10 protein-coding genes are annotated in these 15,677 nt (G+C 70.5%); 6 read left to right on the top strand and 4 right to left on the bottom strand.

Features of this window, described 5'->3' with window-relative positions:
* Positions 1 to 545 precede the first annotated feature (545 nt).
* Positions 546 to 2,183, bottom strand: coding sequence for a glucose-6-phosphate isomerase (locus WME73_RS31715; protein ID WP_437740098.1), 1,638 nt, complete (start codon positions 2,181 to 2,183; stop codon positions 546 to 548).
* A 143-nt stretch (positions 2,184 to 2,326) separates the two neighbouring features.
* Here WME73_RS31715 and WME73_RS31720 point away from each other — a divergent pair, with 143 nt between their 5' ends.
* The 4 genes from WME73_RS31720 to speD all read left to right on the top strand — a co-directional run bounded on the left by WME73_RS31720 (position 2,327) and on the right by speD (position 7,223).
* A complete protein-coding gene (locus tag WME73_RS31720) occupies positions 2,327 to 5,266 on the top strand; it encodes a 2-oxoglutarate dehydrogenase E1 component (RefSeq protein ID WP_437740099.1) in 2,940 nt (979 codons plus the stop codon).
* The gene (locus WME73_RS31725; RefSeq protein WP_012238299.1) at positions 5,263 to 5,733 is read left to right on the top strand and encodes a PaaI family thioesterase; all 471 of its coding nucleotides are present in this window, start codon (positions 5,263 to 5,265) and stop codon (positions 5,731 to 5,733) included. Before WME73_RS31720 ends, WME73_RS31725 begins: the two co-directional genes overlap by 4 nt.
* A gap of 219 nt (positions 5,734 to 5,952) precedes the next feature.
* Positions 5,953 to 6,723 (top strand): hypothetical protein, encoded by a 771-nt coding sequence (locus tag WME73_RS31730; RefSeq protein WP_437911963.1) that lies wholly within the window; start codon positions 5,953 to 5,955, stop codon positions 6,721 to 6,723.
* An 80-nt stretch (positions 6,724 to 6,803) separates the two neighbouring features.
* A complete protein-coding gene (gene speD / locus WME73_RS31735; RefSeq protein ID WP_437850897.1) occupies positions 6,804 to 7,223 on the top strand; it encodes an S-adenosylmethionine decarboxylase in 420 nt (139 codons plus the stop codon).
* Between the two features lie 96 nt (positions 7,224 to 7,319).
* On the opposite strand, the gene WME73_RS31740 is transcribed toward speD, so the two are convergent.
* Positions 7,320 to 8,744 carry a peptide MFS transporter gene (locus WME73_RS31740; protein ID WP_437911964.1) on the bottom strand — a complete coding sequence of 475 codons (1,425 nt, stop codon included), beginning with the start codon at positions 8,742 to 8,744 and terminating at the stop codon, positions 7,320 to 7,322.
* Between the two features lie 491 nt (positions 8,745 to 9,235).
* Between WME73_RS31740 and WME73_RS31745 the strand changes: the two genes are divergently transcribed.
* Both WME73_RS31745 and WME73_RS31750 read left to right on the top strand, forming a co-directional pair.
* Positions 9,236 to 10,369: a hypothetical protein gene (locus WME73_RS31745; RefSeq protein WP_437911965.1), complete on the top strand. Its 1,134-nt coding sequence runs from the start codon at positions 9,236 to 9,238 to the stop codon at positions 10,367 to 10,369.
* A 246-nt stretch (positions 10,370 to 10,615) separates the two neighbouring features.
* Positions 10,616 to 12,040 (top strand): proteinase inhibitor, encoded by a 1,425-nt coding sequence (locus WME73_RS31750; RefSeq protein ID WP_437911966.1) that lies wholly within the window; start codon positions 10,616 to 10,618, stop codon positions 12,038 to 12,040.
* A gap of 46 nt (positions 12,041 to 12,086) precedes the next feature.
* Here the strand turns inward: WME73_RS31750 and WME73_RS31755 are convergent, their stop codons facing one another.
* Both WME73_RS31755 and WME73_RS31760 read right to left on the bottom strand, forming a co-directional pair.
* Positions 12,087 to 13,820 carry a CotH kinase family protein gene (locus WME73_RS31755; RefSeq protein ID WP_437911967.1) on the bottom strand — a complete coding sequence of 578 codons (1,734 nt, stop codon included), beginning with the start codon at positions 13,818 to 13,820 and terminating at the stop codon, positions 12,087 to 12,089.
* 353 nt (positions 13,821 to 14,173) lie between these two features.
* A complete protein-coding gene (locus WME73_RS31760) occupies positions 14,174 to 15,670 on the bottom strand; it encodes a hypothetical protein (protein WP_437911968.1) in 1,497 nt (498 codons plus the stop codon).
* Between the last annotated feature and the right edge of the window lie 7 nt (positions 15,671 to 15,677).

The following is a 15,677-nucleotide window of genomic DNA, read 5'->3' on the forward strand; positions in this document are numbered from 1 at the left end:
TGCCTTGGCCGGCATCATATTCCACGCATCAGACAGCGACTTCTTGGTCATGAGCCTCTTCAGGAGTCCAGTTCCGTGAAACCATCGGACGTTGCAGGCAGCCGGGCCCAGGAGATCACTCGGTGTCGGTTGGCCGATCCCCGAACAGCGACGGCTGCACCGGTGCTCGCAGCTTCCGCCTCGACGAGATCAGGTCGAGCTGACCGGCCGGCTGCGCTACCATGTCGCGACATGCCCGCCGCCTGCTCCGCGAGGCACACGCCCATGTCCGACATCCCCGCGGGCCTGCTCCGCGAGGCACACGCCCATGTCCGACATCCCCGCAGGCCTGCTCCGCGAGGCACACGCCCATGTCCGACATCCCCGCGGGCCTGCTCCGCGAGGCACACGCCCATGTCCGACCTCCCCGCAGGCCTGCTCGGCCACGCACCTGCCCATGTCCGACATCCGGCCGCCTCATCCACGAGGCCCTCGCCCATGTCACGCCCGCGCGGCGCGCGCCGCCGGGCCAAGCCGGCGTCGCTCCGCGCCGCGCGGGCGCCCCCTCAGCGCGCCAGACGGTACGTCGCGTCGAACGGCGAGCCGCCCTGCGGAACCTCCCGCGCGACGCCGCGCTCCGGGTTCGCCGCCAGGTGGCGCAGGATCCAGAAGACCGTCTCCACGTCGTCCGCGCCCGCCGCCTTCGCGACCTCGGCGAGCGACAGCGCGCGGCCCGCGCTCGCGCCGAGCGCCGCGAGCACCTTGGCCTGCAGATCGAGCACCTCCTGCGCGGCCTTCTTGCCGGCCTCGACGCCGGGCTGGTGGTACGCGTTGATGCCCACGAGCGACGCGTACAGGCCCACCGCGCGCTCGTAGAGCGCGATCAGCATGCCGACGGCGCGCGCGTCGACCGTGTCGATCGTGAGCGTGATCGACTCGCGCCCGCTCTCGGTCAGCGCCTTGCGCGTCCCCTGGAGGAAGCCGTCGAGGTAGTCGCCGGTCGTGACGCCGGGGTCGACCTCGAGCACGCCGCGCGACGGCGCGCGATCCCGCAGCACCTCGATGAACGTGACGAAGAAGTTGTCGAGCCCGTCACGGAGCTGCTGCACGTACGCGTGCTGATCCGTCGAGCCCTTGTTGCCGTACACGGCGATGCCCTGGAAGACCTCCTTGCCCTGCCGATCGAGCCGCTTGCCGAGCGACTCCATCACGAGCTGCTGGAGGTAGCGCGAGAAGAGCTCGAGCCTGTCCTTGTACGGCAAGAGCACCATGTCCTTCCGGCCCGCGCCGCCCGTCGCCGAGTACCAGGCGAGCGCGAGCAGCGCCGCGGGGTTCCGGGGAACCTCCTTCGAACGCGTGACCTCGTCCGTCTCGCGCGCACCCTGCAGCATCTCGACGATCGACAGCCCCTGGAGCGCCGCGGGCAGCAGGCCGACCGCCGACAGCTCGCTCGTGCGCCCGCCGACCCAGTCCCACATCGGGAAGCGGGCCAGGAAGCCGTGCTTCGTCGCATACCGGTCGAGCTCGCTGCCCTCCCCCGTCACCGCGACCGCGTGCGCGCCGAGCGAGAGGCCGAGCCGACGGTACGCCGCCTCGAGCTCGAGCATCCCGTTGCGCGTCTCCTTCGTCCCGCCCGACTTCGAGATGATCACCGCGAGCGTCGCGCCGAGATCGTCCCCGATGGCGTCCAGCGTGCGATCGATCCCGTCAGGATCCGTGTTGTCGAAGAAATGGATCTGCATCCGATCGGCCGGCGTCCCCAGCGCCGAGGCGACGAACTGAGGCCCGAGCGCCGAGCCGCCGATCCCGACGACGAGCACCCTGCTGAAGCGGGCCGCCCGCTCCGGCCGGACCCGCGCCGCGTGCACGTCCGCGGCGAAGCTCAGGATCCGCGCGTTCGTCTCCTCGATCGCCGCGCGCAGCGCCGCCTCGGGCGCGAGCTCCGGCGCGCGCAGCCAGTAGTGACCGACCCGGCGACCCTCGTCGGGATTCGCGATGCTCCCGCCCTCGAGCGCCGCCATCTCCGCGAGCGCCGCCTGAATTCGCGGTTCCATCGTGGTAAAAAAGTCGCTCCCGAAGCGGATCCGGCTCACGTCCAGCCAGAGGCCGAGGCTGGGCTCGTGGAAGAGGTGGTCCCGGAAGCGATCGAAGGGGAGGACGGCGGGCGCCGGTCCTCGACCCGGGGTTCTGCGATCTTGATCCATGGCCCCCTTCTACCGCTTCTCCCTACCGTTTCTCCAGGCGGTCGAACCCCTTGCCCGGACGATGTTCCGCCCCACGAGGCGAAGTCATCGGAAAACGACTCTAGCGTGCCGGCCCGACACGCGTTATTTGCACGCCGACCACGATGCAGCTTGATTTCGGAATCAATGCAGGGCTCGTCGAGGAGCTCTATGCCCAGTACCTCGAGAACCCGGAGTCGGTAGACCCCGGCTGGCGCTCGTTCTTCGAGGGAAAGAACGGCGGAGCGACGCCGAGCAGGCTGCCCGCTCCGGCGGCGACGCCGACCATCCCGCACCAGGTGCTGCGGCCCGGGAACGGGCACGGCTACGGGAACGGGAATGGCAAGACGAACACGAACGGCGAGGCCGCGAAGACGCTGGAGGCCGCGTTCGCGCGGACGCTCAGCGAGCACCCGAGCTCGCCCGAGTCCTCGCGCGATCTCAAGGTGCTCGCGGAGGCCGCGATCAAGGCGCGCGTCTACGCCCTCGTGAACGCCTACCGCGTGCGCGGCCACCTCTTCGCGCACGTCGACCCGCTCGGCCTGCCGCCCGCCACGCCGCCCGAGCTCGACCTCACGAACTTCGGGCTCCGGGTCGAGGACCTCGAGCTGCCCTTCCCGACGACCGACCTCGCCGGCGTGCCGCCCGTCCTCACGCTGCGCGAGATCATCCGCCGGCTCGAGGAGACGTACTGCCGCTCCATCGGCGTGGAGTTCACGTTCATCGAGGAGCCCGAGGCGCGCCAGTGGCTCCAGCAGCAGATGGAGTCGACGCGCAACCGGCTCACGCTCGACCGCCAGAAGCAGCTCCGGATCCTCACGAAGCTCTCCGACGCCGAGATCTTCGAGCAGTTCATCCACAAGTCCTACGAGGCGGGGACGAAGCGCTTCTCGCTCGAGGGCGCCGAGAGCCTCATCCCGCTGCTCGACCTCATCATCGAGCGCGCGGGGGCGCACGAGGTCGACGAGATCGTGGTCGGCATGGCGCACCGCGGCCGGCTGAACGTCCTCGCGAACATCATGGACAAGAGCCTGCGCGAGATCTTCGCGGCCTTCGAGGACAAGAACGCGGAGCGCCACCTCGGCAGCGGCGACGTCAAGTACCACCTCGGCTACTCGACCGATCGCACGCTCGAGAACGGGCGCAACGTCCACCTCACGCTCACGTTCAACCCGAGCCACCTCGAGTTCGTGAACCCCGTCGTGCAGGGGCGCGTCCGCGCGAAGCAGGACCGCCGGCTCGCCGACGGCGCCGCCGACGCGCGCCGCCGCGTGATGCCGCTGCTCATCCACGGCGACGCGGCGTTCATCGGGCAGGGCGTCGTCGCCGAGACGCTCAACATGATGAACCTGAAGGGCTACACGACGGCCGGCACGGTCCACGTCATCGTGAACAACCAGGTCGGGTTCACGACCGATCCGATGGAAGGGCGCTCGACCCGCTACGCGTCCGACATCACGAGGATGCTCAAGGTCCCGGTGTTCCACGTGAACGGCGAGGACCCGGAGGCGGTCGCGCACGTCGCGCAGCTCGCGATCGACTACCGCACGCGCTTCGGCTCCGACGTGATCATCGACATGTACTGCTACCGGCGGTACGGCCACAACGAGGGCGACGAGCCGCGCTACACGCAGCCGCGGATGTACGCCGCGATCGACAAGAAGCCCACGGTCCGGCAGGTGTACGTCCGGCGCCTCATGGAGCTCGGGCAGGTCACCGAGGAGAAGGCCGACGAGATCGTCGTGCGGCGCCGCGAGGCGCTCGCCGCCGCGCTCGACGAGGTGAAGCAGAAGGGCTTCGCGCCGGTGCTGTACTCGATGGGCGGCGTGTGGTCGCACTACCGCGGCGGCGCCGACCACGCGACGCCGGAGGTGCCGACGAGCGTGCCGGCCGAGAAGCTCATCGCGCTGTCGGAGAAGCTCCTCGAGCTGCCCGAGGGCTTCAAGGCGCACCCGAAGGTGCTGCCGACGCTCCAGCAGCGGCACGACAAGCTCGTCGCCGGCGAGCCGTTCGACTGGGGCACGGGCGAGATGCTCGCCTACGCGTCGCTGCTCGCCGAGAAGACGCCGGTGCGGCTCTCCGGTCAGGACGTGCAGCGCGGCACCTTCAGCCACCGGCACGCGGTGCTTCGCGACGTCGAGACGAGCGCGCGCTACGCGCCCCTGTCGCGCGTGGCCGAGGGGCCGGCGCGCTTCGAGGCGTTCAACAGCCCGCTCAGCGAGGCGGGCGTGCTCGGCTTCGACTTCGGCTACAGCCTCGACTACCCGGACGGGCTCGTCATCTGGGAGGCGCAGTTCGGCGACTTCCTGAACGGCGCGCAGGTCATCGTCGATCAGTTCCTCACGTCGAGCGAGGACAAGTGGCACCGGCTGAGCGGCATCGTGCTCTTCCTGCCGCACGGCTACGAGGGCCAGGGGCCGGAGCACTCGAGCGCGCGCATCGAGCGCTGCCTGCAGAACAGCGCCGAGGACAACATCCAGGTGTGCAACCTGACGACGCCGGCGCAGCTGTTCCACGTGCTGCGGCGGCAGGTGCACAGGCCGTGGCGCAAGCCGCTCATCATCGCGACGCCGAAGAGCCTGCTGCGCGTCCCGGCGACGTCGAAGGGCCCGCACCGGCCCGTGTCGACGATCAAGGATCTCTCCGAGGGCAAGTTCCACCGCGTGCTGCCCGACACGAGCGGGGTCGATCCGGCGGACGTGAAGCGGGTGCTGCTCTGCTCGGGCAAGGTCTACTACGACCTCGCGCTGGCGCGGGAGACGCGCGGGCTCAAGGACGTGGCGATCCTGCGGCTGGAGCAGCTGTTCCCGCTGAACGAGGAGATCGTGAACGCGCTCGCGCCCTACAAGGACGGCACGCCGCTCGTGTGGGTGCAGGAGGAGCCGCGCAACTACGGCGCCTGGTACTACATCCTCGCGGTGCTCCGGCAGCGCATCGGCGACCGGCTGCCGCTCTCGTGCGTGAGCCGCGCGCCGAGCGCGAGCCCGGCGACCGGCTCGCGCGCGAGCCACCTCCTCGAGCAGAAGATGCTGATGGACGAGGCGTTCGTCGGGGGCACCCGGTGAGCGGCGACGCGGCGAGCCTGCAGGACAGGTACTCGCCGCAGGGCCGCTGCTTCGGCTGCGGGCCGGCGAACGACAGGGGGCTCCGGCTGAAGAGCCGCGTCGAGGGCGACGCGGTGGTCTGCGACTTCACGCCGGAGCCGCACCACGAGGCGTTCCCCGGGATGCTCAACGGCGGCATCATCGGGGCGCTGCTCGACTGCCACTCCAACTGGACCGCGGCTTACCACCTGATGAAGGCGCGGGGGGCCGACGCGCCGCCGTGCACGGTGACGGCGGACTTCCACGTGAAGCTGAAGAAGCCGACGCCGCTCGGCGGCCCGGTGCACCTGCGGGCGCAGGTCGCCGAGGCGGAGGGCGACCGCGTCGTGGTCGAGGCGACCCTGGAGGCGGGCGGGCGGGTCACGGCGACGTGCCGCGGGACGTTCGTGGCGGTGAAGGAAGGGCACCCGGCCTTCCACCGCTGGTAGGCGCCGGCTGACGCGCGGCGCGGGCGGCTGCCGCCGCTCGTTGACACACGCACACGCCGGCTGACGCGCGGCGCGGGCGGCCCGTCCGCGACCGGGAAGGTGTTGCTCGCCGCCTCCGTGGCACACGCGATGCTCGCGTCCCGGCGCGCGGCGTTCCCGGCGTGGCGCGCGGATCGGATCCGCCGTCCTCGCGGCGCCGCGCAGCGAGGAGGATCCGCAATGAAGGCAAACACCGGGGTCGCGATCGCCGCGGGAGCGGTCGCCGTGCTCTGCGGGAGCGTCGCCGCTGCGCAGGACTTCGGGGGCGACGTCCCGCCGAGCTACCTGCGCTCTCCGCTGGGGGCGCCTGCCAACGCGCTCGAGCTCGGCCTCAACCTCGGATACGCGCAGGGGTTCGGCGACATCGGGAGCGAGCGGCGCCTGCGCGACGTGGCGGGGCCGGGGGCGGGCGTGGGCGTGAAGCTCGTCTACCGCGCGGTGCCGAAGGTCGGCCTCGGGCTGACGTCGAGGTACGAGCAGTACATGGCGCTGGGCGGGGAGCAGGGCGGGGCCGACGTGCGCGGCGTGACGCTGGGCGCGGAGGCGAGCTTTCACCTGGCGCCGTTCGAGCGCGTCGATCCGGTGATCTCGCTGGGCACCGGCTACCGGGCGCTGTGGACCGCGGCGCGGCCGGGGGTGTGGACCGCGACGCCGGCGGGGGTGTGGATCGCGGCGCCGGCGGGGGTGAGGGGCGACACGGTGACCCACGGGATCGAGCTCGGGCGACTCCAGGTGGTGATCGACGTCCGCATGTCCGAGAGCGTCGCGCTGGGGCCCACGATCGGCGGCGGGCTCAACCTGTTCCTCTGGGAGAACACCGAGGGGTCGATCCGCGGCTGGGAGGTCCCGGGCAGGCGCGTGAACAGCTTCGTGTTCGCGGGGCTCGAGGGGCGCTTCGACCTGGGTGGGCAGCGCGTGCGGGAGGTCGTCCAGGTCGCGCGGCGGCCCTAGCGCGGCGGGGGGAAGGGCGTGCCGAGCGGCCCAGCCCGAGGAGGGCCTGCCCCCTTCGTGAAACCGATTCAGGTTCCGCGGTGCCCGGGCTCGGCTACCCTGGGCGGCCGGCGCGGGCCGTCGCGCGCGCCCGCTCACCGATGCAGCTCTTCGTCGCTCTTGCCCTGTTCGAGGGCTGTCCCTCCGACTTCCTGAACAGCCCGGCCGCGCTCCGCGGGGCGCTGGAGGCGGCCGTCGCCGCGGGCTCGTTCACCCTGCTCGAGATGGTGGTCGTTCCGTTCTCTCCGCAGGGCATCACCGCGTGCGCCGTCGTCGGCGAATCGCACGTCGCCCTGCACTCCTGGCCCGAGTCGGGGCGGCTCTTCGTCGACGTCGCCTCGTGCAGCACGCTGGAGAGCGTCCGCCGCGCCGTCGCCGCCATCGGGAGCGCGCTGCCCGAGGGGCGGCTCGCGACCCTCGACGAGCGGATCGTCGACCCCGCCGGCGCGCGGGCGCCCTGACGCCGCGCCGCGCCCCCGTGGAGAGCGCGCGGGCGCCCTGACGCGGCGCCGCGCCCTCGCGGAGAGGGCGCGCGGCCGCGCCGGGCGCGGTGCGGATCAGTGCTGGCCGAGCACGCGGCGGAGCGGCTTGTTGAACGCGAACATCGCGGCGCCGGCGCCGAGGCCGAGGAGGGTGAGCATCAGGAAGAACATGTCCTTCGACCAGCGCTCGTAGAAGATGCCGAGGTAGCCGCTCAGCGTGTTGCCGAGGAAGCTCGAGACGAACCACATGCCCATCATCATCGACACGATCCGCACCGGCGAGACCTTGGTCACGAGCGACAGGCCGATGGGCGACAGGTAGAGCTCGCCGATCGTGAGCAGCAGCGTGCAGAAGACCGGCCAGAACAGGCTGCCCTTGCCGTCGCCGACGGCCTGCGCGCCGAGGATCATCACGATGAACGACAGCCCGAGGATGGTGCAGCCCAGGGCCATCTTCGAGACGCTCGTCGGCTCGGAGCCCCGCTTCGCCTGCCAGCGCCAGAAGACGTCGAGCAGGGGGGCGAACAGGATGATGCAGAGCGGGTTCACCGACTGGAACCACGTCGACGGGATCTGGAAGCCGAGGACGGTGGGCCACACCGTCTTCTCGTCGGCCCAGCTCTGCATCGTGTTGCCCTGCTGCTCGTAGACCGCCCAGAAGACGACGTTGAGGGCGCAGAGCGCCACGAGCGCGCCGACGCGCTGCCACTCGTCGCTGGAGAGCGGCTGCTTCTGCTCGCCGACGCCCTCCGCCGTCTTCATCAGGTTGTCCTTGGCGAGGTACTTCTGCCCCGCCAGGTAGACGACGAGCCCAAGGCACATCCCGACGCCCGCGGCGGCGAAGCCGTAGTGCCAGCCGTAGACGGCGGCCAGGGTGCCGCACACGAAGTTGCAGATGAAGGCGCCGAGGTTGATGCCCATGTAGAAGATGGTGAAGGCGCCGTCGCGGCGCGGATCACCCTTCGGGTACAGGCTGCCGACCTGGGTCGAGATGTTGGGCTTGAACGCGCCGTTGCCGAGGATGAGCAGGAGCAGCGCGATGAAGAACGAGTTCTCGAACGCCATCACGAAGTGTCCGATGGCCATCAAGACGCCGCCGATCACCACCGTCTTGCGCTGCCCCCACACCTTGTCGGCGAGGATGCCGCCGAAGAACGGCGTGAGGTACACGAGGCCCGTGTACAGCCCGTAGAGCATGGACGCCTGCTCGCCGGGCGCGCTCGGGAGGAGGCCCTTGATGAACTCCCAGGCGAACACCGTGGTCGGATCACCGGCGACGAGATCGCATGGCTGCGCGTGCTGCCGGCACCCCTGGTAGGCCTCTCGCGCGGTGACGAACAGGTAGTTCGCCATATACAGCTTGAGGAGGCCGCGCATGCCGTAATAGGAAAAGCGCTCCCACATCTCCGCGAAGAAGAGGATCACGAGCCCCGGCGGGTGCTTGAAGCGCCTCTCGAAAGCGGTGACGGGGAGGGCCGGCTCGATTGCTTGCTCGCTCAATGCTGTCTTCTCCACGAGCTGGGACCACGCTGCGTGGTGGTCGGGCGATGCGGGGGATCGTGGGGCGCGCTGCCCCTCGGCACGGGGATGCTAGACGATCCGCGACGACCACGTCACCCCCATGTTGTGCACAGCGTCGAGCCGGGTGAACAGGGTGTCCACGTAGGCGGCCCTTCGGCCACGGCCGGAGGACAGGTGGGCGGGACGCTCCGATCGGCTCTGCGATAGGCGACGCGGTCGCGGGCCGGCGAGCGGCCGCTGCCGCGGGCGGAGCGAGCGCCGGTGCTGGCGGACCAGTCGCCGCGCCGACGCCGCCCGGCGACGGCGGCCGCCGCGGATGGACCGCGTCAGCCCGAGCCGTCCTCGGTTGTGCCGGGAGCGTCCCCTTCGCCCCGGGCTCCGCCCTGGCCGCGCGAGGGCGCCCTCCCTCTGAAGGCGAGATCCGCAGTCGAGGCTTCCGGTGAGAGGCTGTCGGCCGCAAATGATTCGTGATGCAATATCCCCAAACTCGCTATGTCCCGAGAGACATCGCACGTTCGACGGGTCTCCTGTGGATTCTTCTTCTCCCTGCCTGCGCGGGCGTCGAGCCGTCGCCGCCGGACGCGTGCGCTCCTGGCGAGGAGCGCTTTCGCGGGCGGTGCGTCCAGCCCGCCGCCCGCTACGAGCCCGAGGAGCGCGTCGACCGGGACAACGTCGTCGCCTTCGGCGCCGAGCTCACCCGGCTCGCGCTGCCGGAGCCGCCGCGCAGCGGCTTCAGGATCATCGCGCCGCCGCGGCTCATGGCGCCCGGCGAGGAGGCGACCTTCTGCGTATCATGGCCTTTCCCCGCGATCGAGAGCACGACCGTCCACGCGGCGCGCGTCTACGCGACGGCCGGGCTGCATCACAGCAACGTGATCGCCAAGCCGGTCAATCCATCGTTCGGGCCGAACCCCTACCCGGGCTGCCATCCCGGCGCCGACGATCCCTTCGGTACGCTGCCGGCGGCCATCCCGGACGTCCTCTTCGCGAGCTCCACGCAGGTCGTCGGCGAGGAGACGCTCGTCTTCCCGGAGGGGATGGGCTTCACCCTCGAACCGTCCCGCGAGATCGCGACGAGCGTCCACCTGCTCAACACGTCGCCCGAGCCCGCGGTCGTCGAGCTCGCCTATGACTTCTTCACCATGCCTCTCTCGGAGCGGACGGAAGAGCTCGTGCCGTTCGTCTTGAGCGTCAACGACTTCCTCGTCCCGCCGCGCGCCACGCAGACCGTCGGCACGACGTGCTCGACGTTCGGCGGGAACATCGTCTCTCTGATGCCGCACACGCACCGTTACGCCGATGCCTTCGACGTCGACGTCGTCCGCGCGGACGGCGGCGAGGCGCGCATCTACGAGGGCGGGGCGTTCGATCTGGAGAGCGACATCGAGGTCTACCGGCCGGCGCTCACGCTCGGCGAAGGTGACTCCCTCCGGTACGCGTGCAGGTTCCGGAACACGTCGGACCACGATCTCACGTTCGGCTACGGGGACAACGAGATGTGCATGCTGTTCGGGTACATGTACCCGCCCGAGAAGCAGCTGGCGGGGATCTCGCTGCGCGATGGGGAGCCCTGCATCTCGCTCGGCCTCGGCGCGCTCCGGTGAGGCGCTTCGTCGCCGCCTGATCCCCGCGCGGGCGCGGGCCAACGCCCCCGGAAACGCCTCCGCCTCCTCCAAGCGAACGGCGCCATGCGCAAGAACGTATTCTTGCATACATAATTCACACAAAAAAGATTGGACGATAATTGAACAACCATGAACGAACAGTATACAGACGGACGCTCGCCGGGAAGATATGTTGGGCAGATCACAATCAACCTCGTCCGACAGCGACGTTCAGGAGATTCGACCGTGAAGCAAGAGCTCCTCCGTTCACCGCACGTGATGCTGGGCGCAACGCTCGTCGTCTCGGCCTTGGGAGGGCTGGGCGCCTGCCAGCAGACAGAGGAAGACGCCGCATCCGGGGCCCCGGAGGCCGCCGGGTCGCCGGGTCGTTGCGTCTATACGAGCCCCTTCAGCCAGGCCGAGGAGTGTCGTGAGTACACAGGCGCGGGCTGGACCGCCGAGGCCGCGGAGGCCGACTGCAAGGCGCTCCAGGGCTCCACCTTCACCGGGGGCGAGAGCTGCGCCTATCCAGAGACGCTCGGCCGGTGCGTGCTCGGCGGCGGGACCGACGACGCGTACACCCTCATCTTCCCCGGCGGCGACACGAGCCAGTGCGCCTCGACCCAGCGCGGCTGCGAGATGTTCGGCGGCGGCCGGTTCGAGCCCGACGCCTGCGAGGGCGCGGCCGAGGAGCCCGGCGGCGGCGTGGGCACGGGCGGCGCCGTCTTCCAGTGGCCCGAGCAGGTCTGCGTCGACCCGATGGCCGGCGAGCCGGCAGGGCAGAGCGGCGGGAAGGTCTGCACGTTCGGCGCGATCTCGGGCTGCACCGAGCCCGGCCGCCTGTTCACCGACTACGCGTCGTGCGAGCCGGTCCTCACGCAGCGCCCGTACTGGCCGGCGCCCCCCTCCGATTACAAGACGCCGAGCGACGATCCACGCCTCTCCGATCCGCAATGGCTCGGCGAGCTCGCCTGGGTCACGGAGCAGACCGAGGCGTGCGGGTGCGTGTGCTGTCACTCGGAGAAGGCCGCGCCGGCCGCGGGGCCGTCGAACTGGTACATCGAGGCCGGCCCGGTCTGGACCGACAGCTTCTATCCAACGGGCCTCGCGCTGGCCGCCGGCTGGGTCTCCTCGGCGGCGCTCGGCGCGTACCCGCCGGACCAGAACAACGGCTTCTCCCGTGACGTCAGCGGGCTGCCCTCCACGGACCCGGCGCGCATGGTCGCGTTCTTCGAGGGCGAGCTCCTGCGCCGCGGATTCACGAAGGAGGATTTCGCGGACGAGACCCCGTTCGGCGGGCCGCTCCATGAACAGAGCCTCTACGTGCCAGGCGACTGCGCGGCAGGAGAAGGCGTGGACGCCGCAGGCAGGATCACGTGGAGCGGCGGCGACGCCCGCTACGTTTACGTCCTGTCGGCGAACGCCGAGAACCCGGGCGCTCCGCCCAATTTCGACCTGCCCGAGGGGACGATCTGGCGGCTCGACGTGCCCTCGAGCGCCGAGCCCGTCAAGAGCGGTATCACCTACGGCGAGGTCCCACCGGGCACGAAGCAGGGCTATCCCGCCGAGGGGAGCCCCGAGGAGCTCGTTCCGGGCACGAAATACTACCTGTATGTCTGGGAAGACGTCGCCATCCCGATCACGCGGTGCCTGTTCGAGGCTTCGCCCTGAGAGGGAGCTCCACGGCGAAGCCCCCTCCCTCGGGGTTCAGCCGGCGTCAGTCCGCTGCTTTACCGCCAGCTCCGCCCGCACCCGCGTCGCCGCCGCCTGCTCCGGCGCCCGCGTCGCCGCCGCCCCCTCCGGCTCCGCCCGCGCCTCCAGCACCCGGGTCTTCGCCGCCCGCTCCGCCGCCGCCGCACTCCTTGGGATAGGCGCAGTAACCGCCGCAGTCGACCAGGGGAGGAACGCAGAGGCCGCAGTCCTGGGGAAAGCCGCAGTAGCCGCCGCAATCGATCTGGGGAGGCATGCAGAGCTGCGGCTGCTCGCGGTTCCTCTCCAGCTCCACCGGCAGGACCTCGAGCTGCTGGGTGAGCCAGGCGTCCAGCTCCTCGTATCGCTGCTCGTCGCCCGAGCGGAGCATGCCCTCGTCCGACAGCTGCTCGTAGAGACCCTTCAGCACCGCGTTCGGGTCCAGCGCGGTGAACTCCTCGATCACCTCCTCGCACGCCGCGATCGTGTCGGCCCAGCAGGCCGGCTCGCTCTGGCACCCGCGCGCCAGCGCGTTCATGCCGGCCAGGGGCACCACCGGATACCAGCTCTGCCCCAGGCTGATGTCGACCGAGTACGGCAGGTACTGGAACAGACCATCGGCCCGCTCGACCAGCACGACGTTGTTGCTGTTGTGGATCGCGTCGTCGCCGGTGGCGAGCACCCACGACAGGCACTGGAACCGGTGGAACGCCGGCCAGTCGATCCAGCCCTCGAGCGCGGCCTTGAAGCCCTCGCCAGGCGGCGTCTCGGCGATCAGCTCCTCGAGCTCCTTCGCGCGGGTGTTGTCACACTCCTTGAGCTGGCAGTTCTCTGAATCGTCGAAGACGCTCGCGCCGAACGGCACCATGTCGATGGGGAGCGGGATCCCGCCGCCCCCCGGGACGTCGACGGCGAAGTCTCCGGCGAACTCCCAGATGTTGGCGCAGCCGCCGCCGAGCTTGCCCTCGAGGCGGGCGCAGAACGCCTTCTTGTAGCGCTCGACCACGATGTAGGGGATGGCCACCTCCGCGCCCCAGACGTTGCTCGACAGCCAGGCGTAGTTGGTCAGGGGAGCCGGATAATCGAGGCGAGCATAGAGATCGAGCGTGAGGCGCTCGCGGAAGATGCTGCCGACCTGGCCGTTGTTGAAGCGCACGTGCTCGAAGCCGCCGAGCCGTTGCTTCTCGACGAACTCGTCGGCGTCGATGTTGAGGTTGGGGATGGTTCGCTTCGTCCAGGGCCGCTGCGTCGACTGGCCGGCGACCCCCACCTGGACCTTGCCGTAGTCGGCCGTCTTGCCCTCGGCGCCGGCCGTCGTCACCCACAGATGATCCGCGAAGGTCGTGTCCTCCCCGGTCGGTGAGTAGATGTCCCCGAATGCGTCCCTCTTGATGGGGCCCCCGATGCCGCCGAGCCCTTCGTTCATGTACTCGAGCTGCTCTTCCGAGACGGCGAACCAGTAGCGGTTGCCGACGGTGCCGAAGACGTCGAGCGCGAGTTCGGCCACCTCGGTGTCCGCCACCGGCGCTCCCGGGTACGGCTCGGGCGCGCCGCCGGCGCCACCGGCACTCCCGGCGCCGCCGGCGCCCCCGGCGCCGCCCTCCCCGTCCGTGTAATAGTAGTTGTAGATGTTGTCCGGCTTGTCAGCGCACCCCGCCGCGAAGACGGCAGACGGGAGGGCAAGCAGGGCGAACAGCGAGATGGCTCGCGTGCGGGACGACCATGATCGAGCAGAGGAAGACGACGGCAGCTGATTGGACATGAAGCGCAACCTTTCCGCTTCACGCCCATTGCAAATAACGTACCGTTCACGGCGAAATTGTAACGCGTCGGTGTCGGTGCCCTGGAGACAGGTCGGCCCTTGCGGGTCCGGCGAGTTTGTCGAGGAGCTCGTGCCGTCGGTGCCGCGGTGCGTGGACGCGCCGCCGGAGCCCCCTCATGACACGAGGGTCAGAGGCTGGCACACTGCCCGGGAGCTTCGTCCTTGTGTGCCAACGCCGCGACGCGGCGTCGATTCGTCTGGCCGCGGATCGCACCCACGCTCCCACCGCGCGCCGTCGATCGCTCCGGGTACCCTGCTCCAGCCGGTCGAGCGCGCGTCACGCGCTCTCCGCCTCACCGCGCCTTCTTCGCCTTCGTGGCTGGCAGCACGCGCGTGCTCGGCCGATACATCCGCGTCGTCGCGTCGTAGCGCCACGTGATCTCCACGGGGCGCGGCGCTTCACCCTCGGCGTCGTGGCGCCACGGCGTACCGCGGATCCCGAAGCGGTCGAAGCGCGTCGAATGGAACTCCTCGACGTCCTTCTCCCAGGGACCGTTGTTCACGGCCCCCTCCAGGAGCTCGGTGTACTCGCCGCTCGGCTTGATGCCGATGACCCGCCAGTCCGCGCTCTCGGCCCAGATGTCCGTCGACGTGTACTGATCGTAGAAGAACATGTGAAGCTCCTTGTTGCGACTCTCGATGCCCGTCGGCGCACCGGAGGTCTCGATGGTGTCGACGATCTCGCCTTTGCGCAGGATGGCGAGGGCAGGCCGCCGCAGGAAGAGCTCGCCGATCTCGACGTCCCCTATCGTGGATATCGGGCTGTAGAGTCCCTGGCGCATGGGCTCCAGGGCGGTACCGTCCGAGCCCCGCGCATAGCCGATGACCTCGAGCTCGAGCGGATCTCCCGGCTGGTACGACATGGGGGCGCCGCCGATCGGCTCCGACGCCTGGAACGCCAGGGCGCGGAGGTTTGCGAAGGGCTCGTAGCTCACCGGCTCCGGGATCTCCCGCCAGACCCACTCTTCGTCCGCCGGCGCCGGCGGGCGCGGCGCGTCCGCCGCCCGCGCGAAGAGCCGGATGCTGTCGATGGGCGCCGACGAGGCGCGGGGCAGCGCCGAGGTCGGCAGCGTGGCCTCGATGGTGAACCTCCCCTCGCCGCCCTTCACCGCCGCCTTCGCACCTTCGATCAAGCGTCCCTTCCCGTCCTCGCCGATCCCCGAGAGGCCGCCGCGATCCAGCCGGAAGAACCGCACGAAGCGCGCCTCGTAGCCGGCGGTGAACGCGTCATGCTGGGCCAGCGTTTCATGGCAGGCCTTCTGCACGTCGGCCGGGAGCGGCTCGCCGCCCATGTCGGTCTCGCAGTTGAGCGGCATCACCCCGCCCCCGCGCTGGAAGTAGCCGATGGGCGGCAGCTCCGGCGCGCCGAAGCCGAGCCCCAGCCAGATCCCGCCCTGTGATCCCTCGTCGAGCTCCGCCGCGAGGGTGACGCCCGCGCTGGAGAGCACCAGGGCGACGTGCGAAGGCGCATCCATCGCGCTGGTCGAGGGCGGCGGAGGCGCGCTCTCCCCACGCGCGGGCCGCGGAGGACGTGGCGGCGGCGGCGGGACCAGCGAGCCCCACTCCGCCACGTCGCCGTCGAGCACGAACGCTTCAGGCACGCGCGCCAGGGTCTTCACGCTGACGAGCGGCGAAGGCCCGGGCGCGGCCGCCGGGGGCGCGGCCACGACGGGGGGCTTCGGCGGCGTGGCGATCTCGGCGCGCGCCGTCGCGGGAGGCGGCGCGGGCCGGCAAGCAGCAGCGAAGAAAGGCGCAAGCAGCAGGAGGGCGGGAAGGCGACGGGTTCGCATGGCGGCG

This window comes from Sorangium sp. So ce302, from assembly GCF_051530145.1.
In the GTDB taxonomy this organism is placed as follows: Bacteria; Myxococcota_A; Polyangia; order Polyangiales; family Polyangiaceae; genus Sorangium; species Sorangium cellulosum_B.